The following is a 23,855-nucleotide window of genomic DNA, read 5'->3' on the forward strand; positions in this document are numbered from 1 at the left end:
AACGCAAGATTGTTATACAATCGCAATATTTTGTTATATAAGCCTTCTTATCACTGATACTACAATAGAATTATAAAATACTGAAAGCATATTTTTAATACTTTGGAGGTAATGATGAAGAAACCTGTCGCAACAGAAAAATTCGAGCTTGGTGTCTGTTATTATCCGGAACACTGGCCGGAAAGCATGTGGGAGGACGATTATCGACGGATGCGAGAACTGGGCTTCACGATCATTCGGATGGGGGAGTTTGCTTGGTCAATTTTTGAACCTGCCCAGGGTGAATTTCAATTCGGGCTCTTTGATCGGGCGATTGATTTAGCTCATAAATATGGTCTTCAGGTTGTGCTCGGTACGCCGACGGCAACGCCTCCAGCTTGGCTGACCCATAAGTATCCAGAAGTATTAAACGTGACGTATGAAGGGGTTACCCTACAGCATGGCATGCGCCGTCATTATAATTACAGCAGTCCCAAATACCGTGAGCTGTGTGCTCGGATTACGGAACAGATGGCTGAACATTATGGCAATCATCCAGGTGTGGTCGGTTGGCAAATTGATAATGAGCTCAACTGCGAGATCAGTGAATTTTATTCAGAGAGTGACCATAAGGCTTTCCGGGAATGGTTGCAGCAGAAATATGTCACGCTTGAGCAGCTAAACGAGGCTTGGGGGGCCGTTTTTTGGAATCAGAGTTATAGTGATTGGTCTCAGGTGTATCTTCCGCGTCCAACCCCATCACCTAAGCAGCCCAATCCTCATCAGGCTTTGGATGAAAAGCGGTTTATATCGGACAATACGATTTCTTTTGCCAAAAACCAAGCGGACATCATCCGTAAACTTGCCCCTAAGCAGTGGGTAACAACGAACGGTCTGTTCGGGCATCTCGACAGCCATGAATTGACGGATGAACTACTGGATTTCTTCAGCTATGATTCCTATCCGCAGTTCTCAACTATTTTTTATGATCCGAATGAGCGGAATCCGCTGAATGACAGAGGCTGGGGACTTTCATTATCTGTTGTCCGTTCTATTTCCCCTAATTTCTGTATTATGGAGCAGCAGTCGGGACCGGGTGGCTGGGTGAACCGGATGGATATGCCATCTCCGAAGCCGGGACAGATGCGGTTATGGACCTATCAATCGATCGCTCATGGCGCAGATATGGTGCTGTATTTCCGCTGGCGGACAGCCACGATGGGCAATGAAATTTATTGGCACGGCATTAACGACTACCATAACCAGCCGAACCGAAGAGTACGGGAAGCGGGACAGATCGGTCAAGAGCTGGCAGCGGCAGGCCAAGCACTTATCGGCACCCGTAATCAGGCTAACGTTGCTATTGTTCGTGATTATGCTAATGAGTGGGATGGAGAGTACGATGTGTGGCATGGTCCATTTATGTGGAAGAGCAATAGGGAGTGGTACAAGGCACTCCAACGGAAGCATATCCCGAATGACGTACTCTATTTACGCCAAAAGACGAAGCTGGAAGAACTCGCACGATACGACGTGCTTATCTATCCTCACCCGGCGATCATGACAGATGAGACAGCGTCGCTTCTGGATGAATATGTTCAGCAAGGTGGAAAACTGATCTTCGGATGTAGAACCGGTTATAAGGATGAACGTGGTCAATGTTACATGCGACCATTCCCAGGTGCTGCTAGGGATCTATGCGGGATCACAGTCGAAGAATTCACCATGGTTAAAGGTAGTCGTCAGCCAACGACGATTAGCTGGTCGGGTGCGGCAGAAGGGGTTACCGGGGCAGATGATTTTAATGATATTCTCCGGATTGAGGATGATTCGGTCGAAGTTATGGCGGTCTATGCCTCGGACTATTATGCGGGAAAGCCGGCGGTTACAAGAAATCGTCGCGGCAAAGGCGAGGTTTGGTATTACGGAGCAGTCTTTAATGAACAAGCAGCGTCCATAATCATAGAACAAATCGGTCTGCAGTCGCCAGTAGAATGGCTGGTGCTCCCTGAAGATGTAGAGCTGCAAGTTCGTAATGGGACTTCTTCCAGTTACACTTTTTTACTTAATTATAGTGAAGTGCCTGCCTCCATACATTTGCATGAGACCAAAACAGATTTACTGAGCGGAACAACATTATCGGGTGAGGTTACTTTGGAAGGCTTTGGGGTATGGGTATTATATTAATGATATGAATAAAAAAGGTAATGAACTAAACGGAGTTACGTATTAGAGATCTAATATGTAACTCTATTTTGTTATAGGAGCTAATCAATAGGATACTTTTTAAATATAGTTATTAATTCCAACAAAATACAACGGGCAACAGGTACAATATAAAGAATATCCTAGATTTGAAGGAGGGAAGTCTTATGATCATTGAAGCTGAGAAAGTATTGTTACAGTATTCGTTCATCAATCCCATCATTGAATTCATTAGACATAATGAGAATATTACATTTAAAGTGACCGACAAAACGGATAACAAGAATTATTTGTACGTATACATAAACCAATATCTGAAGGGTTCTCAGGCTTACAACATACACGAGATGGATTACAGGCAGAAATGTTTTTTCTGCGAGAAATCGATCAGAAGAACATACTAAAAGTTCAAAGACCTGTTGTAAATCAAAAAGGGGAACTGGTTACTGAATATAGTTCGGAGCAATTTGGTACTAGTTTGGCCACTCTTTTAGAATGGATCGAAGGCTCGACGCTAACCCAAGATGAAGATAACATTGAACAGATTGTTCATAGATTAGGTAGAAATCTTGCCATTTTACATGAATTCTCACGAACGCTAATGCCCTTGGAGTTACATAGACCTGTATACAATGTCACAAAGATTGATGAAACTTTAATAGAACTTGGAAAGGGAACAGACAATGGAGCCCTTAATCAGGAGGATTATGAAGTTATTAGTAGCGTTCTACTCGTAGTAAAAGAACAATTAGCAGAGCTAGACGCTAGGGACAACTCATGGGGGTTCATTCATGCTGATTTTCAACTGGGGAATATCGTTGTGTCGGAACAAAATCCTATCTTAATAGATTATTGTTTATTTGGTTATGGTTACTACCTGTTTGATTTGGGCTCTGCATCTTCCATGTTGAAAAGTGAGCTCCGCAAAACGCTTTTGGAGGGTTATGCTTCTAAATCAAGCTTTTCGCTTGATGAGATTCGGTACATTGAAGGACAAATATTTATGGATATTTTTATTAGTTACGTATTTTTTATTCATGACTCTGAGAGGAACGGTTGGATGAAAGAGCACGCCTCCAAAATATGCAGTACCCTATGCCGCGATTTTCTTGAGGGAAAAGAGGTATATTATTCGTTTTAACGATGGTGTGATATTCTAATGGGGAATGAAAAATGAAGGTATCGGATTCGCCAAGTTTGTTTAAAATTTGGTCTGATCCAGAGGTTACCAAGTTCATGAATATTGATAGTTTTACAGATGAAAATCAGGCAAAAGATATGATAAAACTTCTTGATGAATTTTCTCTAGATAACAAAGCTATTCGTTTCTCCATAATTGAAATGAAATCCAATGAAATTATAGGTTCATGTGGTTTTAATTCTTTAGACTTTGAAAATGAGAAAGCGGAGATTGGATATGACATTGCTAGAGCATTTTGGGGAAGAGGCTATGCAAAAGCTGAACTTTATGTTTGAGGGAACCTTAAGAAGGTATGAAAGAGTAAACGGAAAGTTTATAGATCTCAATATGTATTCAAAATTAATATCAGATTGATTATTTAAGGCAGTTTAACTCAAAAACTTAGATTTATGCCAGAGGTTATATAGGTCTCCATAAGGAATAAAAACTTATACACTATAAATATAGGAGTTGAGCAGATGGAGACCATATTAACAGAGGAAATGATCTTGGATGACCTACTAAATACATTTCATCGTTTATTCGGTTTGAATGTAATTGAAACTACTTCGATAAAACGAGGCTGGTTAAACTTAAAGTGGAAAGTTACGACGGATGCAGGGGTATTGTTACTTAAACAATACAATAAAGAAAGATATAAATTATATAAGTCAGAGGAGATATTGTTAGCTCTCTCTCAACAGATTAGATTGTATGACCAAGGTCTAGCGTGCCCCAAAGTGCTATCACAGAATGAAAGTGTTTTGCTTGAATCTGATAATGGAGAACGCTTCCTGGTGATGGAGTATTGCCAGGGAAAACTAATTTCACCAGGTACAATCAATATCCATCAAATATATGATTTAGGTCGAGCGACAGGAAAAATGCATCGATTGTTAAATGACGGGACACTTGGCATTAAAAATAGTCCGCAATTTATTCCTCCAAGTCGTGAGGAGCGCTTAGCACATTGGAACTCCGTTTGGAAAAAGACTAAGGGACTTGGTAAACCTCAGCTGCTTGCTGATATAGAAACTCAATTTAAAGCTACTGAAGAAATGAATATAGAATTACTCGAATTACTTCAATCAGGCTGGGCACATCGTGACCTTTGGGTAGATAATCTTTTATTTAATGATAACGGATTATCTGCAATTCTAGATTTTGATCGACTAAAATATGACTATCCGCAGCTTGATGTAGCTCGTGCTGTGATGTCATGTGCCTTAGATGATAATTTAGATGTCTCCCTGGCTTCGGTGTTTATGGAAGGGTACAGTGAGGAACGCGACGTGGTAGAGGGCTATTTAACACATTCATTACAGTTGTTGTGGTATATGGAAAGCACATGGTGGATTAACGCTAACATGGATCAACATAGTGTACCGCCAGCTCGCTTTGCGAAGGAAATGATTTGGCTTGCAGAAAATCAAAAAAATATGTCCGCTTTGTTAGGAAATCTTTAGACAACGTAAAATTAACCACTATTCGTTAAGCTAACGGGTAACTATAGCTCAACTAAACAGCGACAGTCTAGGGCTTTGTCTCCACGTCCATGACTGCTGCTGTTTCTATTATTGAGGTAATTCGATAAGAGCAAGACCTATTTCCCCATAATCTACATTGACTTGGGTTTGTCTCACCCCTATGATGATTATTAATATAAAATAAATGGCACATTGAGGAGCGAAACATCATGGCTTTGGAGATCGAACGCAAGTTTCTGCTGCCGGAATTTCCGGAGCAGCTTATTCAAGCAGGCGAATTGAAGATTGTGACCCGGCATAATATCGATCAGACGTATCTGGCGATAGACGGCGGGCAAGAGCTGCGTGTGCGTAAAATTACGGATCTGGACTCAGGTGAGGTAACATACACACATACGTTTAAGGACGGCAAAGGGATCAAACGTGAAGAGATCGAATATTTTATCTCGGAGGGTTTATATAATCAGATGATTGAGGCAGTAAATGCGGTAGCCTTGGTCAAAGAGCGGATTACGGCGGTGTGGAATGACACAACGGTTGAGATCGACGTCTATTCTCAGCTTAAATTGTCCGTTCTGGAGGTTGAATTTGAATCTTTGGAGGAAGCGGAAAGCTTCAAGGCACCGGAATGGTTCGGCAAGGATGTCAGCACAGAACGGCAGTACAGCAACAAAACCGTCTGGAAAGAGCTACAAAATAAGACAAAGAATTAACGGACTTTAGCGCGTAAACGTGGTAGTATATAGGGAAAACAAGCAGCTATAAAGTGAAACTTATATTTATATATAGTATATAGGGGTTCAGGAGGATGAGCATGAAGTATATAAGCACAAGAGGCAATGTGGAACCTAAAGGCTTTATCGATACGGTGTTGATGGGACTTGCTGATGACGGCGGTTTGATGGTTCCTTCCGAGATTCCTGTAGTTTCAGCAGCTACTTTAGAAGAGTGGAGAAGTCTTAGCTACCAGGAATTGTTCCTGAAGATTTTCGCCTATTACACTAATGATGAGATTCCTTTAGAAGATTTGCAGGAAATGGTCAATACTAGTTATGGTAATTTCCGCACGCCAGAAGTAACGCCTATTCAACAATTGAACGATTCTTTATATGTCTTGGAATTGTTCCATGGCCCTACTTTTGCCTTCAAAGATGTAGCACTGCAGTTTATGGGTGAGCTGTACTCGTATATTTCTAAAAAGCAGAACAAGATCATCCACATCCTCGGAGCAACCTCGGGGGATACTGGGGCGGCAGCCATTCAGGGCGTTCGCGGAAAAGAAGGAATCAAGATCTGTATTCTTCATCCCCATGGTAAGGTTAGTAAAGTGCAGGAGCTGCAGATGACTACGGTTGATGACAGTAATGTACTGAACCTGTCTGTTCATGGTAACTTTGATGATTGCCAAAAGGTGATTAAGGATCTGTTCGCGGATCTCGACTTTAAGAGTCGCTATCATCTGCGTGCGATCAACTCCATTAATTTTGTGCGTATTCTGGCGCAGACCGTCTATTATTTCTATGCGTATTTGCATGTTGATGGCAGCAACGAGAAGAAGATTAACATCAGCGTGCCTTCCGGCAACTTCGGTAATATTTTCTCAGGATATTTGGCTAAGCAAATGGGCTTACCGATTAACAAACTCATTATTGCTACGAATGAAAATAACATCTTGGAGCGTTTTGTGAACACTGGGGAATACAAACCAGGCGGCTTCACAAGTACGTACAGCCCTTCGATGGATATCCAAGTGGCGAGCAATTTTGAGCGGTATCTGTATTATTTGGTTGGCGAAGATTCCGAGAAGCTGTCTGCGTATATGTCCAAGCTGCAAACCGAGGGCAAGATTACGGTTGAAGGCGAGGCGCTTCAGCAGGTGCAGCAGGATTTTGCAGCGCTTGGCGTGAAGAATGATCAATGCTTGAATACAATTGCTAAGTATCAAAAAGAATATAGTTACCTGCTTGATCCGCATACTGCATGTGGAATCGCAGCTTACGAAGCTTTTAATGGTTCGGATGAGATTGGGATTACCTTTGCGACCGCACATCCAGCTAAGTTTGATGAGGCGATTACTCTGATCGACATTAAACAGGAATTCCCGGCACAAATTAAAGCGTTGTTCGAGATGCCACAACACCAAACCGTAGTGGATCATGACAAGGATGAAATTGTGCGTCAATTGCAGGCTTTTTATAAATAAGTTGTAAATCCGTATGGCTCAGCAGGCTCCTGTTCTTAAGTTAAGAATGGGAGCCTTTTTACTGCATCCTTCGACAAATAATGTCGCTGTTTACTATGAATAGTTTGATATCGACAAAAGATGATGCAGTGGCGCTTTTTTTCACAAGGCGGATCTATCGGAATTTGTCGGAAATTTGTCCTGAAAAGTAGACATGACTACCCAGAGAGTGAGAAAATAGCATATAGAGTTTTAGTAAGAACTAAAAAGGACGGGATTATCATGACAATTCGTTTCGGGGTCATTGGAACAAACTTTATTACAGACCGCTTCGTGCAAGCCGGCTTGGAGAATGAGGAGTTTATCCTGACAGCCGTGTACTCCCGCACAATGGAGAAAGGTCAGGCCTTTGCTGCAAAATATGCTGGAGCTACAATTTATACGAATTTGGAAGATATGGTTTCCAGTAAAGATGTCGATGCTATTTACATTGCAAGCCCGAACTCCATGCATGCTGAGCAGGCGATTATGTGCTTAAACCATGGCAAACATGTGCTCTGTGAGAAACCGGCTGCCTCAAACAGTGCGGAGCTTAGAGCCATGATTGAAGCCGCTCAGAACAATGATGTGCTGTTGGTAGAAGCAATGAAATCGACATTTATGCCGAATTTCGGAGTGATCAGAGACAATTTGTATAAGATTGGCCAAGTACGTCGTTATTTTGCGAGCTATTGTCAATACTCATCGAGATATGATGCTTATCGGCAGGGAACGGTGTTAAATGCTTTTAATCCGGCATTCTCTAATGGCTCGTTGATGGATCTTGGCGTTTACTGCTTATATCCTATGGTAGTGTTGTTTGGGAAACCGAAGTCTGTAAAGGCCGTGGGTCTTATGCTGTCTTCCGGAGTAGATGGTGAAGGAAGTCTTGTCATGCAATATGATGATATGGATGCAGTTGTGATGCATTCCAAGATCGCTGATTCCTATTTGCCAGCCGAGATTCAAGGGGAAAGTGGTACAATGGTGATCGATAAGATCAACCAACCCTATCAAGTGAAGATTCATTATCGTGACGGGACCGTCGAGGAGCTTACACAGCCTCAGGTGTTCGAGTCTATGTATTATGAGGTTGAGGAATTTATCAACTTAATTAAGAATGGTGAACGGGAAAGCAGGGTTAATACACATGCGAATTCCTTGGCAGTAGCAGAAGTTATGGAGGAAGCCAGAGCACAGATCGGCCTCCGCTATGCCGCAGATCTATAAATAGAATGGGGAGCAGCACTTGAAGACTTTTAAAAAGGTATACATTGAGATAACAAGCGTCTGCAACCTAGCCTGCAGCTTTTGTCCACCAACCGCCCGAACGAAGAACTTTATGAAGCTCGATACTTTTAATACGATATTAGATGAAATTAAACCGCATAGTAATCATATTTACCTTCACGTAAAAGGTGAGCCATTGCTGCATCCAAAGATTGGTGAACTGCTGGATGCCGCACATGCCAAAGGGTTTAAGGTCAATATTACTACCAACGGTACGTTAATTCATAAGGCAGGCCCTAAGATTCTCGGCAAACCTGCACTACGACAGATGAACTTCTCTCTGCATAGCTTTGATGGGCATGAGGGATCTGAGAACCGCGAAGGGTATTTGGCGGAGATTATTTCTTTTGTACGGGAAGCCTCTGCGCAAGGCGTGATTATTTCCTTCCGGTTGTGGAATTTGACGGAGGATAACCTGACTAATCTAGAGAAGAATCGTAATCGTGAGACTCTTGCTATGCTAGAGGAAGCCTTTAATCTTGATTTTAAAATTGAAGAAAAGGTTGTACCTGGCAGCGGCGTCAAGATTGCTCCTCGGGTGTATCTCAATCAGGACCATGAGTTCCGTTGGCCTGCACTGAACGAACCGGAGGACGACGGAAAAGGATTCTGTCATGCACTGCGCAGCCAAGCGGCAATCCTCGTGGATGGTACCGTTGTGCCGTGCTGTCTAGATGGTGAAGGGGTAATCAACCTCGGCAACATTCATGAGACTCCATTCTCAGAAATCGTAGAGGGCGAGCGAGCGAATAATCTATTCTATGGATTCTCTCGTAGAGAGGCAGTGGAAGAGCTGTGCCGCAAATGCGGATACCGGCAACGGTTCGGAACTTAAAGATTTGAATGTAAACAGAACTGGGACATGGCTATTTCATGAGTCCTGGTTCTGTTTTTTAATGAATGGGAGTGTATATATAATAATAAGTCTATATAGTCTCCACTTGGAGCGAAGGAGGAGTATATGCTGAAATCGCTGGAAGCCATCACCTTATACCGTGAAGGAATACAAGATCATTTGGAGGATAACCTCTGGCTGAAGCTTATCGTTCAAGCGGAGGAGCAAATTGTCAATTTGGAGCGTGTGGAATCTCTGGAGGAGCTGGATCGCAGGAATCCTGTACTGGATTATGTGGAACGCAGTCTGCTGATTCTGGACCAACTTCCCCGCTCTATTTGGATCAAAGAGCTTGTGGAAGAAACGTTAATTTGGTCAGAAACGGCTAAGGGTGGCACATTGAAGGAAAGGTTACTTTGGCAGGAGGAAGGCATTAATTGTTTTGTACATAATATGGGTTCCGCACAGTTATACGGGAAACATTTGAGCGGTACGGTCTCTGAAACAAGTGCACTGGTTCATCGGTTTATTGAAACCCATGGACTGATAGGTCAGCAAATCCGTGGGGAGGTGCCTCCAGAAGTAAATAAGCCGCTCCGTGATCTTGTGGAAGAACAGTTACTGACTGCCGAGGAACTTGAACGCTTGCTAACCGTACTCAATCATTGCATCATCGGCGCTGTATCCCCCGAGCTCTGGCTGAATGTAGAGCATGAAGTGAAGCAGCTTATCGCTCTGATTTCATCCGGTGAACTTGCTAGTCCAATGCCGATGAAAGAAAGACTGCGCAGAATGCGGTTAGGTCCGATCTCTAGAGGAGAGGATTTCACTACGGAATGGGCAAAGCTGACACAGGAAGGCTTCCATGCGGAACGGTTAGAGTCTTTAAGTAAAACTATCTTCTGGTATGTGGAATCTGCAATGCAGACCTTCTCGTTGGAGCAATTTCTGAAGGTGATGTTGCTTGCAGCCCAAAGGGCTCAGCATGAACCCCTACGCCATATCAGTTTCGAGCAGGTTATGAACAGCATTTACTATGACTACAAGGGTGTTAAGAAGATCAATGTTTATAAGAAGCGGATTATAGAAAAATATTTAGCGGAGCTTACATGGGAAGATATTGAAAAAGGGACCTTACGTGATGAGAACCCTCATCTAAAGCTTCGTCCTTATGCTAAGGAGTATCTGCCAGACACGGTATTTTTTCAGTTCCAATTTTCGGCAGCGGCAGAGAAGCTGATCGAATTCTGTATGGAAGCTGAAAAATCACCTTTATATGAACGTGCAGTACTGCTGTTATTCGATCTGTTCGAGCTGCGGAGGGATGCCTTCGACCGTTTTCATAATGAAGATACCTACTTAAGCCAAATGAATCATTCAGGAGATTATAAGGCTGTGATTCTGGAGTATGTCACTGGACAAAAAGTGCTGGATATCGGTCCGGGCGGCGGTGTGCTGCTGGATTTACTGGAAGAGCGTATGCCAGAGGTTACTCCTATCGGTATTGATATATCGAGCAATGTTGTGGAAGCTCTGCGGCAGCGCAAGCAACGGGAAGGGCGGCATTGGGAGGTCCAGCAGGGAGATGCGTTGAAGCTTAAAGATTTCGTGGAGGCTGGAACGGTGGACACGGTGATTTTTTCTTCGATTTTGCATGAACTATATTCTTATGTGCCGCTTAACGGTAAAAAGTTCAATCATGATACCGTTTCGGCCGCTCTGCGAAGTGCTTTTGATGTATTGTCAGTGGGCGGGGTTATCATTATCCGCGATGGGATAATGACCGAACCCACAGCATTGCTGCGGAGAGTTCGCTTTCTGGAGGAGGACGGTATGGCGTGGCTGGAGCGTTATGCGAAGGATTTTGCCGGACGTCAGATTCAGTATCAAAGATTAGGAGAACAAGAAGTACTCATGCCTGTTAATGATGCTATGGAATTTTTATATACGTATACTTGGGGCGAGGAGGCTTATATTCATGAGGTACAAGAACAGTTTGGTTATTTTACTCCTGCGAAATTTGCCTCATTTATTGATCAGACTTTAGGAAAACAGGTAAAGATTGAAGTCTTCCGGCATTACTTGCAAGAAGGTTATACCGAAGCGCTGCTCGACAGAGTAAGGTTCATGGATGAGAGCGGACAGGAAGTGGCGCTACCGGACAGCACCTGCTTTATTGTGATTCGGAAGGAATAGTTGAACAATATAAAGTCATCTGCATATAAAAAAGCAATCGGCAAACCCTTTGATGTGGTAGAGGTCCGATTGCTTTTTCTATATATAGAATTTTGTTTTTGTTAGATTAGTATTTCTAGCTGCGATTTATCAGAATCTTCGGCAAAACGCTGAATTTCTTGGTAGGTGGCTAATTTCTCAGACCGTTCCTGATCTTTAATTTTATCTCCGGTTTCTTGTATAGTATCGCCTAACGTTTCATTCATTTCCGATATTCTATCTTCGATTTTGGATAACTGCTCACGTTTGGCTGTTGCGGAATGAGTAGAACGGGCTTCATCCAATTCGATTTCCTTGGTCAGAACTCTTGCCTCGCCATGCATCTTAGTGTGGGTAAAAGAAACAACCTCCATTTGAGAAACATTTTGGCTTATAGCAACAATCGTATTCAATCTTTCGTTTTGTACCTCTTGCTCGGTTTTAGGTTCATCCGATGGATCTGCTTTCTGAGCATTTTCTAAGCTCTTTTGTTGCTCTTCGAAGGCGTGTTTTGCAATTTGTTGGTCAATCGTTTGGAGCTGTTTATCGAATTCCTTAAGTTGATCTTGAATAGAATCAAGGTTATGTGAGTTTTTGGTGGTTCTTTCAATTAGGCTGTTCTTGCTATCGATGATACTCTGTTTTTGTTTAAGTAGAGAATCAACCATTCCGCTCATTTTAGATTGATTTTGAAAAGCTGCTTTTGCAGATTTGCTTATCGATAAGTGGTCTCCGCTACCGCTCGTCTTACTGTTTGAATTTATGGTTTTATCGTTAGTTTGATGACTACCAGCTACATTTAGTCTCGTTCCCATAGCAGTGGTCATATTCGTTATATGCATGGCTCATTCTCCTCCTACGACGATAAGATCTATTTATAATATATCGGTAGATGAACAAGAAGAATTAATAAAGAGAGCCGTTAGCTAAGTCGAACAGCAAGATGTCAACGGGACTTCTTCCTAAACTCCGAAGGCGAGCATTTCATCGCTCTGCGAAATACTTTAATAAAATAGCTTACATTATCAAATCCGACTTCGAATGCGATGTCGGATATTTTTCTGTCGCTTTGTTGCAGTAGATCGGCGGCTTGGCGAATCCGGTAAGAGTTAATGTAATCCACTGGAGTCTTTCGGGTCATTTCTTTGAAAAAACGGCAGAACTGTCCTTCGCTCATGGGAATCAGCTCAGAGAGATCACGAGTTCGAATCGGCTCCTGATAGTTATCCTGAATATAGAGAATAATCTTCTTAAGTCGATTGATTTTAGTAGTATCAGCGTCATCCAGCTGGCTGCGGTTTACAAAACGATCCTCTGGGGCAATCAGCGAGAGCATGATGAGCAACGTGCCTTTAATAAAAGCTTCAAACCCGGGAGATTGCGCAGCGTAGGCGTCCATCATGCGTTCTAAGTGCCCGAGAAGTTCATGTTGCCATTTCACAGCTGGTGTTAGGTGGCGGGGAAAGCTTTGTCTTTTCTCCTGAAGGGGTAAGATGGTGTTCTGCTGGATCGTATCATATTGGGCACTAGCCAGAAGATCAGGAAGAAACACGAGCGCACAAAATTTGCAGGGTGTGTCTTCGTTAAGTACATAGGCAGCGTGAATATCACCGGACTCGATAAATACAGCCTCACCGGCTTTAAGTGGGAAATATTCGGTATCCACCTGAAACAGAATCTCACCTTCGAGCAGCATAAAAAACTCCGCTTCTTCATGCCAATGGGTATCGAGGACATGTGTTCCAGCCGGTAATTCTATCCAATAAGCTGCAAGCGGAAACATGCTATCGCCATGCACTCTGTCTTCTTTTAGCAAACTCTGGGTTGTACGGTCCATAAATGCCACCTCTTTCGGAAAAAACATCAAAATAGTGTTATAAATGAGCTATATAGTATTAGTTTTGTTTATTTTTTATCGGTATAATGCAACTATAAACACCAAATTGAAAGGTGGCAAGTACACAATGAAATTCACTGATGGTCTCTGGCTGGTGCGTGATGGTATCACGATTAACGGTGCAGTTCAAAATTATGTTGTAGAAAAGACTCCAGAAGGATTAACAGCAATTACTCAAACCACTCCAATCACAGGGCGTTCAGCGACGCTGAACTCAACCCTGCTTACTGTAAAATTTCATTCCCCGCTTCCAGGTGTGGTAGGGGTTAAGATTATTCATCATGATGGCGTACAAGAACGCGGTCCAGTCTTCGAACTCACAAAAGGTACTGGAGATCATGTTAAGATTGAAGAAACCGATTCCGAGACTGTACTGATCAGCGGCGGACTTCGTGTAGTGATTCGCAAAGGCCAACAATGGGCTGTGGATTTCTATCGTGGAGACGAGAGAATTACAGGCAGCGGTTTCAAGTCCATGGCTTATATCACAGATCAAGACGGCAACACGTATATGCGTGAAGAGCTGGATCTCGGTGTAGGTGAATTCGTATATGGTTTGGGCGAGCGTTTTACCGCTTTTGTAAAGAATGGACAGACCGTAGATCTTTGGAACAAAGACGGTGGTACTAGCTCCGAGCAAGCTTATAAGAACGTTCCTTTCTATGTAAGCAGCAAAGGCTATGGCGTATTTGTTAACCATCCTGAGTTGGTTTCTTATGAGATCGCTTCGGAAAAAGTGAAAAAAGCGCAATTCAGTATAGCTGGAGAAAGCCTGGAATACTTCGTGATTGATGGTCCTACCATTAAGGAAGTGATCAGTAATTATACCTCACTTACTGGCAAACCTGCACTTCCGCCAGCTTGGACATTCGGCCTGTGGCTGACGACTTCTTTCACTACCGACTACGATGAAGCAACCGTAAACTCTTTCGTAGATGGTATGGCAGAGCGCGATTTGCCACTGAGTGTATTCCACTTCGATTGTTTCTGGATGCGTGAATATCAATGGACCGATTTCCAGTGGGATGAGCGCGTATTCCCTGATCCAGTAGGCATGCTGAAACGCCTGAAAGAAAAAGGGCTGAAGATCTGCGTATGGATCAACTCTTATATCGGGCAACGTTCCCGCTTGTTTGAAGAAGGCAAGAAAAATGGTTATCTGCTCAAAAAACCTAACGGTGACGTTTATCAATGTGATCTTTGGCAAGCGGGAATGGCGCTGGTGGACTTTACCAACCCTGCGGCTTGTGAATGGTATGCCGGCTACCTGCGTGATTTGGTAGATATGGGTGTAGATAGCTTCAAGACAGACTTCGGCGAGCGTATTCCTACAGATGTAGTTTACTTCGATGGATCTGATCCGATGAAAATGCACAACTATTACACGCAACTGTACAACAAGGTTGTATTTGAAGTGCTTGAAGAGAAGCTTGGTAAGAATGAAGCAGCATTGTTCGCACGTTCTGCAACTGCCGGTGGCCAACAGTTCCCGGTTCACTGGGGCGGTGACTGCTATGCAGATTATGAATCCATGGCGGAGAGCCTTCGTGGTGGATTGTCTCTGGGCTTGTCAGGTTTCGGTTTCTGGAGTCATGATATCGGCGGATTCGAAAACACGGCTCCGGCACATGTATTCAAACGCTGGTTGGCGTTTGGACTATTGTCCAGTCACAGCCGTCTGCATGGTAGCACTTCGTACCGTGTGCCTTGGGCTTATGATGATGAAGCTTGTGATGTTACGCGTTTCTTCACCAAACTTAAATGTAGCTTGATGCCATATCTGTATGATGTAGCAGGACAGGCTCATGAACATGGCTGGGCTTCTATGCGGGCTATGGTTATGGAATTCCCGGAAGATCCTACCTGCGAGGTGTTGGATCGTCAATACATGCTAGGTGAATCCTTGCTTGTAGCCCCTATCTTCCAAGAAAACGGTGAAGCGAAGTACTACTTGCCGGCTGGTCGCTGGACTCACCTGCTTACTGGTGAAACCGTACAGGGCGGATCATGGCGCAAAGAGAAATATGATTTCTTTAGCCTGCCCCTATTCGTTCGCCAGAATTCCTTGCTGGCAATTGGCAGTGTGGATAACAAACCGGATTACGACTATGCGAATGGCGTGAAATTTGGCTTGTATTCACTTGAAGATGGCACCACGACTTCTGCAACCGTTCGTGATCTTAAAGGTGCTCCTGAATTGACTGTGAAGGCTGACCGTAAAGGCGGTACGGTAACAGTTACTGCGGAAGGCAGCGGTAAAGAATTCTCGCTTTCCCTTAAAGATCTGGGAGCTATCGCTTCTGTAGAAGGTGCAGAGCAAGTAGATGAAAATACAGTAAAAGTAAACGCAGGTGCAAAAACCGTATCGTTTACGATCACATTGAAATAAGATTGTTTCTTAAAGCATATTGATATAGCCATAACCTCTCTTGTAAACAGGGTGGACGATCTGTTCCCTTAGTTTATTGGAGAGGTTTTAGTGTTACAATCTTACTGAATAACGGGGGAAACGTTATGGATACTAATTTAACCAAGGGAAGTGGAGTATTGAACCAGACGGATTATACCTCAGCAACGGTTCTTTCAACTGCAGCGAATTTTATAATGAATAGGCAAGAACCGTTTACGCATACGTTCCGGACTTATATTCGTTTAAGGGAAAATGGTACGTTAAAGTTAAAGTTCTGGCATAGCAATGCGGTGGATTCTACATGGGATCAAGGGCAAGAAGCTGTAGGCAGTGAACCTGGAGGCGACTGGGTTATCGAGACAGCTTATATCGCTGACGGAGGAACAGAACCAGACGGAACGATAACTGAAAATACACAGCATGCGCTTACCTTTGAGGGCAAAGCCTCAAAAACCGTTGCGGCTGGTGAATGTTTCTGGAGTGATGAGACAAGCATTGTTCTACCGGAGGGTCATTACTTGGCGTTTACGTGGACGATTAAGACGCTCACTGCAGGCAAATCGATTCCTTTCAATGTAGAAGGGATGCTGGCTACAGCTTATGACGGGCCTGGAAATCTTGCTGCACAGCAATCAGCGGATGGTTTTACTGTGTCTGATAATCTTTTGGTACTGCCAAGCTTTATTGGGTATAAGAAATCTGTTACCAAGAGACTAGTATTTCTGGGGGATTCGATTACTCAAGGTGTGCGGACCTTAAAGGATGCGTACGAATATTGGGTTGCGAGAATTGCGGATGGCCTTAGCACGGATATTGGTGTATGGAATCTCGGCTCTGGCTGGGCTAGAGCTTATGATGTGGCCGCGGATGGCCCATGGCTAAACAAAGCTAAGCAGAGTGATGAAGTGATGATCGTACTCGGAGTAAATGACATTGATATTGGCTGCCGTTCGGCGGACGAGCTTCTTGGTGATTTGCAGACCCTTATTTCTAAGATCAAGGGGGCAAATGCTGAAGCTAGTATTATTCTAGGTACGGTACCGCCATTCAATTTCCAGGGCGAGAGAGAAGAGACTTGGCGCAAGGTGAATCGTGAGATTTTGTCCAATCCGCCTATAGGTGTGAGCCGGGTGTTTGATATAGCAAGCCTATTATCATTACCTGCACCAGATGATCATCTTATCAGACCGGAGTATATGAGTGGAACAGACGACCCGCATCCGAATGGCGAAGCCGGCAAGACGGTTGCGGACGCCTTTTTAAAAATATAAGAATTTAAGTTTCACGCTATACATTATCCTTATATTTCTGCGAGAAACGGTTGTCTTCCATAAAGGAGACAATCGTTTTCTCGTAGCGAGGTATGAATTAAATTTTAGTCTGGTTTCGGTAGTCCTTAGGTGATGCCCCAATCTGTTTCTTGAAGACCTTGCTAAAGTATTTCACATCATGAAACCCGACCATTTCAGAAATTTGCGACAGCCTAAGCCGAGGGTTCTGCATAAGCAGCTTAGCTTTATCTATCCGGATGTTAACGATATAATCAGAGAAATTAATGCCGTATTCCTGTTTAAATCGGCGTGATATATATTCGCGGCTAACATAGAACTTACTGGCAACCTCCTGTAGGGAAAGATCGGAGGCGTAATTGAGTTCAATATATTTCACGATGTCATGCATAGGATTACGTTCTTTAGCTTGTTTAGCCGAGAATACTTCTGACAGTCGCTCCATCAGGTCAAATGACCAGTCACGCCAGGCAAATAAGGAGAACGAGTATCCGTTCGTATAAGGGGCCGGATGAAGCTGGTCGGCCTGTTCTAGCTCGGCTAGTGCGCTATCGGCATCAGGGCCTAACATTTCACGTACTAACTGGGAACGGAATAAAAGAGCATCATTCTTCCATGAGTTTAGGATCTCTGGTGTAACAATACCACCTCGGCTAAGCTCGTCTACCCAGTGCTGCGCTGCTGAGGATATAACTTCAGGGCTTCCACTGATGACTGCCATTTTCCAATCCTCCTTCACACGAGCAAAGATCGTCGGAGATGCATTTCCTTGAATTTTTGGCTTTGAGATTTCATTTCGCTCTTTAAACTCTTCAGAAGAAGTGGAGAAATGGCAGTAATCCTCATGAACTAATAAATTTCGACGCTGCAGGGCCTCGGCCACTTCTGCACGCTGAGAAGGTAATTGCTTAGGCAGGCTACCGATACAGCTAATTCCGAAATGCATTCGGACCTGTAGGGTAGCGTAGATACCATGATTAATTTTACCTATAAGCTCGACAACTGACGTTTGAATATCCCATAGAATAATGCCAATCTCCGAAGGACCTCCCCAGTAACGAAAGGCCACACCCTTATGCTGACCTTGTAGAAATTCATTGCATATATTGACGATTGCGTAATTCATGAGCCCAGTGTCTCCTCCAAAACGTTTGAGCAGGAGATTATTTCCTGTGTCTGTCTGCACCAGGATTAAGCGCGAAGTGAGGACATTGTCCGGGATAATGCCATCGTTACATAATCTTCGGAAGGATAATTCCGAGTTGATCGGATCATCGATTAACGCGGATAGAAGCTTTTCTCCGTAGATGGGCTTGAACTCATTGAGCTGAATACTCTGCTTCTGTCGCTCGCTCCGATCAGCTTCCTCTGAACGCCAGGCAGTCACTGCCTTAGCGACTGCAACATTGATGGCCTCTGCTTCAATGGGTTTAAGGATGTAATCAATCCCTCCATGGCGTACGGTCTGGCGGACGAACTCGAAGTCATTATGTCCGCTGACCACAATAAACTTGGTGTTGCCGGCAAATTCGTTAACCCATGTCATTAACTCTATGCCATTGCCGGATTCCATCATCATGTCCATAATGACTAAGGCGGGTTTTGCTTGCCGAATAATCTCTATGGCCTCATTTCCGTTTCCGGCTTCCAAAATCCCATCGATTTGATGCGCGTCCCAGTCAACAAGAAGTCTAACTGCTTTTCTAACTCTCGCTTCGTCATCAACAATTAACGCCTTCATATCGTCTCACGCTCCGCTATAATGTCTATTTCCAGTCTTACAACCACTCCACCCGCTCTGAGGTTGTCCACAGTCAAGAGGGCACTGTCTCCGCATACTAGCTTGAGCCGTGCCAGAACGTTCGGCAGACCAATACCAGATCCAGCAGCTTCCTTGTCTTGCTCAGAATTTCTTAATAAATCAATATCTGTTCTAGTGGAATGTTGAAGTTTCTGCCGTAGAAGATCCAGTTTCGCAGAAGGAATGGCATTTCCGTTGTTTTGGATACGAATTTCCATCCGCTTGTCACCTGCTCTTGCTGCGGTGATCTCAATGAATCCATCCGTACGGGAATGATTAAACCCATGTTTGAAATAATTTTCTACAATAGGCTGCAGAATCATTTTAGGCATAAATGTCTCTAAAAGAGATTCCTCCATATCGTAACGGAAACTGAATTTATTTTCAAAACGTTCCTTTTGCAATTCAATATAAGCTTTGACATGATCCAGCTCGTCTTTAACGGTGACAATCTTCTCCTCATTGTACATGCTGTAACGCATCATTTTCGCAAGCGCCGAAAGAAGAGAATAGATTTGGGGTACCTTAAGCTCCAAGGCAAGCGTACCGATGATTTGCAAGGTGTTGTTGAGAAAATGCGGATTGATCTGCGCTTGCAAAGCCCGCAGCTCATTCGTTTTATTCGTTAATTCCAGCTTATACTCTCTCAGGATCAGATTGTTGATCGTATCCATCATACTGCGGAACCGCTCTGTAACGACACCGATCTCGTCTTTGCCCATGGGGCGGATATCGATATCAAGCTTCCCGGTCTGGACCTGATTCATATAGCGGGTCAACTGCTTAATCGGGGCTGTGATTCGAAAAGAGATTAGGATTGTTAGTGTAGTAATGGTAATCAACAGCAGGACCATCAGTGCTATATTAATCTTTGCCGCTTCATTGGCTTCTCGGAAAAGATAGGAAACAGGAATCTGCTTTACCAGTGTCCATTTCAATCCTGGACCTTCGATATTCTGGTAAATAAACATGGCTTTATCCTCTTCAAAGTAGCCCTGTGGGCTAGGATTTCCCGCGATGTGTGCATTGTACCAATTACCTTTCAGTTTCTTACCGTATTCTTCGCTATTGTCCCCATAGACAATGTTTCCGCTGCCATCCAGCAGCCAGATGTTCTCTTGCTTCTGGTCATATAACTGACTGATGATGTCGGTTAGCGCTGTTAGCTTGACATCAATCGACAGGTAGCCAAGTGCCTTTGTGGTAGGGACCTTTTCAATTCTTCTATGCAAGGTAAACACTGGTTCCGGTACGAACTGCGGGATCGGTGCCGTTAGGCCGTAGCTATGACTTATATGCGTGCTCTGTATGGATACCGTAGACTCGGTAGTGATTTTGGAGTCAGGATAAGGTGGGATACCCTGCCAACGTTTCGGTGTACTCTGGGTAAGCAGAGTAGCTGTGTTTTCTTTGACACCGTATAAATAGACCTGAGAGATGTCAGGCATAGAGGATGAAATATAATTCAGAGAAGAGTAGATTCTTGCATTGGCTAGCATATCCTCGTATCCGGCTTCCAGTGACCTGTAGAATTCTGAATCTGAATAAACGATAAGGGAGAGTCGATTCAGCTCCTGAATCAGACTTTGGATATTTTTAGTGCCTTGAAAGAGAAGATTCGTATTCTCATCTACTGCTCTTGTTCTTAAGGATTGAGTACTAAAGTGGTAACTTATAAACATTGTGGCCATAATGCAGATTAAAGTTGGGAGTAGGATGAAAACGATCATTTTTGTGCGAATCGTGTTCCATTTCATCGAAATTTGTCACATCCGATCAATATTTTACACCTGAAAGATCACTTCCGTAGGTGTGAGGTAGCCTCAAAAAAACAGATAATATGTGTATAAAGCATAAACAAGTAAGTGAGCAAAAGAAAGGGGGGGACAATAAATGCGCGGCACTAAGTTGTCCCAGTTAGGTCAACAAGCATTTTTCGTTGGTCCTGCAGTCTTGTTTTTTACCTTAATAACGATTATCCCATTCATCATGGGGATGTATTACTCTTTCACAGACTGGAACGGTGTATCTGGTCATGTAAGTTGGGTCGGATTTCAAAACTTCTCCACTATATTTACGAATGACCCCGACTTCTGGTCTTCCTTTTGGTTTACAGTAAGATTTACTGTGTTAGGTGTTGTTTTGACTAACGTGGTAGGATTCTTCCTAGCTTATCTGTTAACGAAACCTTTAAAGACACGGAACATGCTTCGGACTATTTTCTTTATGCCGAACGTTATTGGGGGATTGTTGCTTGGGTTCATCTGGCAATTTATCTTCATCAAAGGGTTCGCAACGATGGGAGAACTCACCGGCTGGTCGTTCTTTAATCTTCCTTGGCTGGGTGATGCAACAACCGGCTTCTGGGCGATTGTGATGGTTTTTGTTTGGCAGTCATCTGGTTATCTGATGGTTATCTACATCGCTTCTCTAAGTAACGTATCGAAAGAAGTATTGGAAGCGGCTGATATTGATGGTGCCTCCCGTTGGCAGGTCCTGCGCAGCATTGTAGTTCCATTGATCATGCCTGCTGTAACTATCGGTTTGTTCCTAGCGATTTCTTGGTCCTTCAAAATGTTCGACCTTAACCTTTCCTTGACGAAAGGTGGACCGTTCAAATCTACAGAGTCGGTTGCCATGAATATTTACAATGAAGCCTTCCTGAACAATCGTTACGGTCTGGGTACTGCTAAAGCGCTGCTGTTCTTTGTTATCGTAGCGATTATCACTCTGATTCAGGTCCGTATTACGAAGAGCAAGGAGGTAGAAGCTTAATGAACGCTAAGTCAAAAGGCAGATGGAATATCGGCGTAGAGGTGTTGATGATTCTTCTTGCCCTTCTCTTCCTCTCTCCATTTTATTTCTTACTTGCGAACTCAGTGAAATCCTTCGGTGAAATTCTGAGTGATGCCGCAAGCTGGCCACAGACATTTATGTGGTCGAACTATACAAATGCTTGGAAATTGGCACGGTTTGGTGAAGCTTTCCGAAATTCGGTTATCATAACGGTTATCAGTGTTATTCTGATCTCTCTGTTTAGTGCGATGGCTTCTTATCGTATGGTTCGGGCGAATACGAAATTCAATCAATTTTTGCTGCTGTTGTTCGTAGCTGCAATGGTTGTTCCGTTTCAAACGATCATGATTCCAATCTTGAAAGTCGTAAATGTAATTGGAGTAAACAACTCCTTCCTAGGATTGATCATTACGAATCTAGGGATCAGTGTTCCAATGGCAATCTTCCTGTTCCACGGTTTTATCAAGTCCGTTCCGCTTGAAATCGAAGAGGCGGCAACAGTTGACGGATGTAATCCAATTACCGTATTCTTCCGCATAGTACTTCCCTTGCTGAAGCCAATGGTAATGACAACGATCGTGCTGAATGCACTTGGAATATGGAATGATTATCTGCTGCCTTCCTTGATTCTTCAGGCACCAGAACTTCGTACCATTCCGCTGGCGACCTTCTCCTTCTTTGGTCAATACACCAAGCAATGGGATATGGCGCTTCCGGCTCTCGTAATCGGGATTGCTCCAATTATCATCTTCTATCTGTTTATGCAGCGTTACATTGTTGAGGGAATAGCGGCTGGCTCGGTGAAAGGTTAACACCGAGCCCTCCGTTCCAAATATTGTAGACTTGATCCACTATCTTAAGGGGGAAAACATAATGAATAAGAAACGCTCGGCAGTTGCACTTTCGGCAGTAATGGCTATGAGTTTAGCATTAACAGCATGTGGTGGAGGCAATAACGCTTCTAGTAACTCACAAAATGGAAGCGCTGGCACGGATAAAGGCGAAGTAAAAACGGTTAAAATCTTTCAGTTCAAAACTGAAATCGTTGAAGGTCTGAATGAGCTCAAGGTTGAATTTGAAAAAGAATACCCTAACATCAAGCTGGATATCCAAACCGTTGGTGGTGGTGCGGATTACGCAGCAGCACTGAAGACGAAGTTTGCTTCCGGCGACGCACCTGACATTTTCTCCAATGGTGGATATGCTGAAATGGAGCTTTGGGGAGATAAGATGGAGGATCTGTCCGACCAACCTTGGGTGAAAGATCTGATTCCTATGGCTGCAGAGCCAATGACTAAAGACGGTAAAGTATACGGTATGCCAATGAACCTTGAAGGTATTGGATTTGTATATAACAAAGACCTGTTTGAAAAAGCAGGCATCACTGAAACTCCAAAAACATTGTCACAACTAGAAGAAGCGGCTAAGAAACTACAAGCCATTGACGTAACTCCTTTTGGTAATGCATATCAAGAATGGTGGCTCCTTGGTAACCAAGGCATTAGCGTAGCATTTGCACAACAAGACGATGTAAATGGCTTCATTAAGAGCTTGAATGAGGGTACGGGTACAATCATAGGTAACAAAGTGTTTGAAGATTGGAGCAACTTGCTCAACCTGACTTTGAAATACGGACAAAAAAATCCTTTGACCACAGATGCTAACACTCACTTGGCTATGTTTGCTAAAGGTGAAATCGCAATGATGCAAGAAGGGAACTGGGCACAAACACTTGTAGATAACATCACACCTGATATGAACATCGGGATGTTCCCAATGCCAATCAATGAAGATGCTGAGAAAAACGATAAAATGACTGTAGGTATTCCTGCTAACCTTGTTGTAAACAAAGATTCCGGATCTAAAGAAGAAGCTAAAACCTTCTTGAACTGGTTGGTAACTTCTGATATGGGTAAAGAGTATATCGTTAAAAAATGGAAATTCATTCCTGCTTTATCCACAATCGAAGCTACTCCTGAAGATATCGGTAAGCTTGGATCTGACGTATGGAATTATGTAAAAGAAGACAAGGTGTATGGTTTGCAATCTTCTAAATTCCCTGATGGTGTAACCCAAGAATTTGCTAGTGTTATTCAACAGATGATTGCTGGCAAAGTGGATGTGAACGGCTGGATGACTGGCATGCAAGCAGCTTGGGACAAGCTTAAGAAATAAGGAAAGCTCGTTCATAAAAAAGATTAAAATGGACAAGTAGCTCACAAAGGCGTTCTCCGTATACCTCATCAATATG

General features: G+C 43.4%; 18 protein-coding genes and 1 pseudogene. 15 read left to right on the forward strand and 4 right to left on the reverse strand.

Features of this window, described 5'->3' with window-relative positions:
• Nucleotides 1-114: 114 nt before the first annotated feature.
• From ACN6KS_RS04410 to ACN6KS_RS04455, 10 genes and pseudogenes are all read left to right on the forward strand, one after another.
• Nucleotides 115-2,166: a beta-galactosidase gene (locus tag ACN6KS_RS04410; protein ID WP_440962368.1), complete on the forward strand. Its 2,052-nt coding sequence runs from the start codon at nucleotides 115-117 to the stop codon at nucleotides 2,164-2,166.
• Between the two features lie 185 nt (nucleotides 2,167-2,351).
• Entirely contained in the window at nucleotides 2,352-2,588 is a 237-nt protein-coding gene (locus ACN6KS_RS04415; RefSeq protein ID WP_440961446.1) for a hypothetical protein, read from the forward strand.
• A complete protein-coding gene (locus tag ACN6KS_RS04420) occupies nucleotides 2,549-3,325 on the forward strand; it encodes a phosphotransferase enzyme family protein (RefSeq protein ID WP_440961447.1) in 777 nt (258 codons plus the stop codon). The genes ACN6KS_RS04415 and ACN6KS_RS04420 overlap by 40 nt, the downstream gene beginning before the upstream one ends.
• A gap of 32 nt (nucleotides 3,326-3,357) precedes the next feature.
• A pseudogene (locus tag ACN6KS_RS04425) lies at nucleotides 3,358-3,739 on the forward strand (GNAT family N-acetyltransferase).
• 104 nt (nucleotides 3,740-3,843) lie between these two features.
• Complete coding sequence (locus ACN6KS_RS04430; protein ID WP_440961448.1) at nucleotides 3,844-4,830, forward strand: phosphotransferase; 987 nt, start codon at nucleotides 3,844-3,846, stop codon at nucleotides 4,828-4,830.
• Nucleotides 4,831-5,060: 230 nt separating this feature from the next.
• On the forward strand, nucleotides 5,061-5,564 hold the full coding sequence (locus tag ACN6KS_RS04435) for a CYTH domain-containing protein (protein WP_341133797.1): 504 nt from the start codon (nucleotides 5,061-5,063) through the stop codon (nucleotides 5,562-5,564).
• Nucleotides 5,565-5,665: 101 nt separating this feature from the next.
• Entirely contained in the window at nucleotides 5,666-7,054 is a 1,389-nt protein-coding gene (gene thrC, locus ACN6KS_RS04440) for a threonine synthase (protein WP_094870759.1), read from the forward strand.
• A gap of 261 nt (nucleotides 7,055-7,315) precedes the next feature.
• Entirely contained in the window at nucleotides 7,316-8,302 is a 987-nt protein-coding gene (locus tag ACN6KS_RS04445; protein WP_094870760.1) for a Gfo/Idh/MocA family protein, read from the forward strand.
• A 19-nt stretch (nucleotides 8,303-8,321) separates the two neighbouring features.
• On the forward strand, nucleotides 8,322-9,197 hold the full coding sequence (locus ACN6KS_RS04450) for a radical SAM/SPASM domain-containing protein (protein ID WP_094870761.1): 876 nt from the start codon (nucleotides 8,322-8,324) through the stop codon (nucleotides 9,195-9,197).
• 126 nt (nucleotides 9,198-9,323) lie between these two features.
• Entirely contained in the window at nucleotides 9,324-11,393 is a 2,070-nt protein-coding gene (locus ACN6KS_RS04455; RefSeq protein WP_440961449.1) for a class I SAM-dependent methyltransferase, read from the forward strand.
• 101 nt (nucleotides 11,394-11,494) lie between these two features.
• On the opposite strand, the gene ACN6KS_RS04460 is transcribed toward ACN6KS_RS04455, so the two are convergent.
• Nucleotides 11,495-12,253: a hypothetical protein gene (locus ACN6KS_RS04460; protein ID WP_440961450.1), complete on the reverse strand. Its 759-nt coding sequence runs from the start codon at nucleotides 12,251-12,253 to the stop codon at nucleotides 11,495-11,497.
• Between the two features lie 104 nt (nucleotides 12,254-12,357).
• Nucleotides 12,358-13,248: an AraC family transcriptional regulator gene (locus tag ACN6KS_RS04465; protein ID WP_440961451.1), complete on the reverse strand. Its 891-nt coding sequence runs from the start codon at nucleotides 13,246-13,248 to the stop codon at nucleotides 12,358-12,360.
• A 127-nt stretch (nucleotides 13,249-13,375) separates the two neighbouring features.
• On the opposite strand from ACN6KS_RS04465, the gene yicI reads away from it, so the two are divergent.
• Nucleotides 13,376-15,697 carry an alpha-xylosidase gene (gene yicI / locus ACN6KS_RS04470; protein WP_440961452.1) on the forward strand — a complete coding sequence of 774 codons (2,322 nt, stop codon included), beginning with the start codon at nucleotides 13,376-13,378 and terminating at the stop codon, nucleotides 15,695-15,697.
• Between the two features lie 125 nt (nucleotides 15,698-15,822).
• Nucleotides 15,823-16,989, forward strand: coding sequence for an SGNH/GDSL hydrolase family protein (locus tag ACN6KS_RS04475; protein WP_440961453.1), 1,167 nt, complete (start codon nucleotides 15,823-15,825; stop codon nucleotides 16,987-16,989).
• Between the two features lie 97 nt (nucleotides 16,990-17,086).
• Here ACN6KS_RS04475 and ACN6KS_RS04480 read toward each other — a convergent pair whose 3' ends face one another.
• Nucleotides 17,087-18,748, reverse strand: a complete 1,662-nt coding sequence (locus ACN6KS_RS04480; RefSeq protein WP_440961454.1) for a helix-turn-helix domain-containing protein — start codon at nucleotides 18,746-18,748, stop codon at nucleotides 17,087-17,089.
• On the reverse strand, nucleotides 18,745-20,565 hold the full coding sequence (locus tag ACN6KS_RS04485) for a cache domain-containing sensor histidine kinase (protein WP_094870768.1): 1,821 nt from the start codon (nucleotides 20,563-20,565) through the stop codon (nucleotides 18,745-18,747). The genes ACN6KS_RS04480 and ACN6KS_RS04485 overlap by 4 nt, the downstream gene beginning before the upstream one ends.
• A gap of 136 nt (nucleotides 20,566-20,701) precedes the next feature.
• On the opposite strand from ACN6KS_RS04485, the gene ACN6KS_RS04490 reads away from it, so the two are divergent.
• The 3 genes from ACN6KS_RS04490 (at nucleotide 20,702) to ACN6KS_RS04500 (ending at nucleotide 23,779) form a co-directional block, all read left to right on the forward strand.
• The gene (locus ACN6KS_RS04490) at nucleotides 20,702-21,583 is read left to right on the forward strand and encodes a carbohydrate ABC transporter permease (RefSeq protein WP_094870769.1); all 882 of its coding nucleotides are present in this window, start codon (nucleotides 20,702-20,704) and stop codon (nucleotides 21,581-21,583) included.
• A complete protein-coding gene (locus ACN6KS_RS04495) occupies nucleotides 21,583-22,416 on the forward strand; it encodes a carbohydrate ABC transporter permease (protein WP_094870770.1) in 834 nt (277 codons plus the stop codon). Before ACN6KS_RS04490 ends, ACN6KS_RS04495 begins: the two co-directional genes overlap by 1 nt.
• 61 nt (nucleotides 22,417-22,477) lie before the next feature.
• Nucleotides 22,478-23,779 carry an ABC transporter substrate-binding protein gene (locus tag ACN6KS_RS04500; protein WP_440961455.1) on the forward strand — a complete coding sequence of 434 codons (1,302 nt, stop codon included), beginning with the start codon at nucleotides 22,478-22,480 and terminating at the stop codon, nucleotides 23,777-23,779.
• The last annotated feature ends 76 nt before the right edge of the window (nucleotides 23,780-23,855 follow it).

The sequence above is a fragment of the Paenibacillus nitricinens genome, from assembly GCF_052056485.1.
Taxonomy (GTDB): Bacteria; Bacillota; Bacilli; order Paenibacillales; family Paenibacillaceae; genus Paenibacillus_AQ; species Paenibacillus_AQ nitricinens.

Coding starts and splice junctions, on each gene's coding strand:
- ACN6KS_RS04430 (WP_440961448.1), top strand. CDS start 3,844: ATGGAGACCATATTAACAGAGGAAATGATCTTGGATGACCTACTAAAT.
- ACN6KS_RS04435 (WP_341133797.1), top strand. CDS start 5,061: ATGGCTTTGGAGATCGAACGCAAGTTTCTGCTGCCGGAATTTCCGGAG.
- ACN6KS_RS04410 (WP_440962368.1), top strand. CDS start 115: ATGAAGAAACCTGTCGCAACAGAAAAATTCGAGCTTGGTGTCTGTTAT.
- ACN6KS_RS04495 (WP_094870770.1), top strand. CDS start 21,583: ATGAACGCTAAGTCAAAAGGCAGATGGAATATCGGCGTAGAGGTGTTG.
- ACN6KS_RS04445 (WP_094870760.1), top strand. CDS start 7,316: ATGACAATTCGTTTCGGGGTCATTGGAACAAACTTTATTACAGACCGC.
- thrC (WP_094870759.1), top strand. CDS start 5,666: ATGAAGTATATAAGCACAAGAGGCAATGTGGAACCTAAAGGCTTTATC.
- ACN6KS_RS04475 (WP_440961453.1), top strand. CDS start 15,823: ATGGATACTAATTTAACCAAGGGAAGTGGAGTATTGAACCAGACGGAT.
- ACN6KS_RS04415 (WP_440961446.1), top strand. CDS start 2,352: ATGATCATTGAAGCTGAGAAAGTATTGTTACAGTATTCGTTCATCAAT.
- ACN6KS_RS04490 (WP_094870769.1), top strand. CDS start 20,702: ATGCGCGGCACTAAGTTGTCCCAGTTAGGTCAACAAGCATTTTTCGTT.
- ACN6KS_RS04480 (WP_440961454.1), bottom strand. CDS start 18,748: ATGAAGGCGTTAATTGTTGATGACGAAGCGAGAGTTAGAAAAGCAGTT.
- ACN6KS_RS04485 (WP_094870768.1), bottom strand. CDS start 20,565: ATGAAATGGAACACGATTCGCACAAAAATGATCGTTTTCATCCTACTC.
- ACN6KS_RS04460 (WP_440961450.1), bottom strand. CDS start 12,253: ATGCATATAACGAATATGACCACTGCTATGGGAACGAGACTAAATGTA.
- ACN6KS_RS04500 (WP_440961455.1), top strand. CDS start 22,478: ATGAATAAGAAACGCTCGGCAGTTGCACTTTCGGCAGTAATGGCTATG.
- ACN6KS_RS04420 (WP_440961447.1), top strand. CDS start 2,549: ATGTTTTTTCTGCGAGAAATCGATCAGAAGAACATACTAAAAGTTCAA.
- ACN6KS_RS04455 (WP_440961449.1), top strand. CDS start 9,324: ATGCTGAAATCGCTGGAAGCCATCACCTTATACCGTGAAGGAATACAA.
- yicI (WP_440961452.1), top strand. CDS start 13,376: ATGAAATTCACTGATGGTCTCTGGCTGGTGCGTGATGGTATCACGATT.
- ACN6KS_RS04465 (WP_440961451.1), bottom strand. CDS start 13,248: ATGGACCGTACAACCCAGAGTTTGCTAAAAGAAGACAGAGTGCATGGC.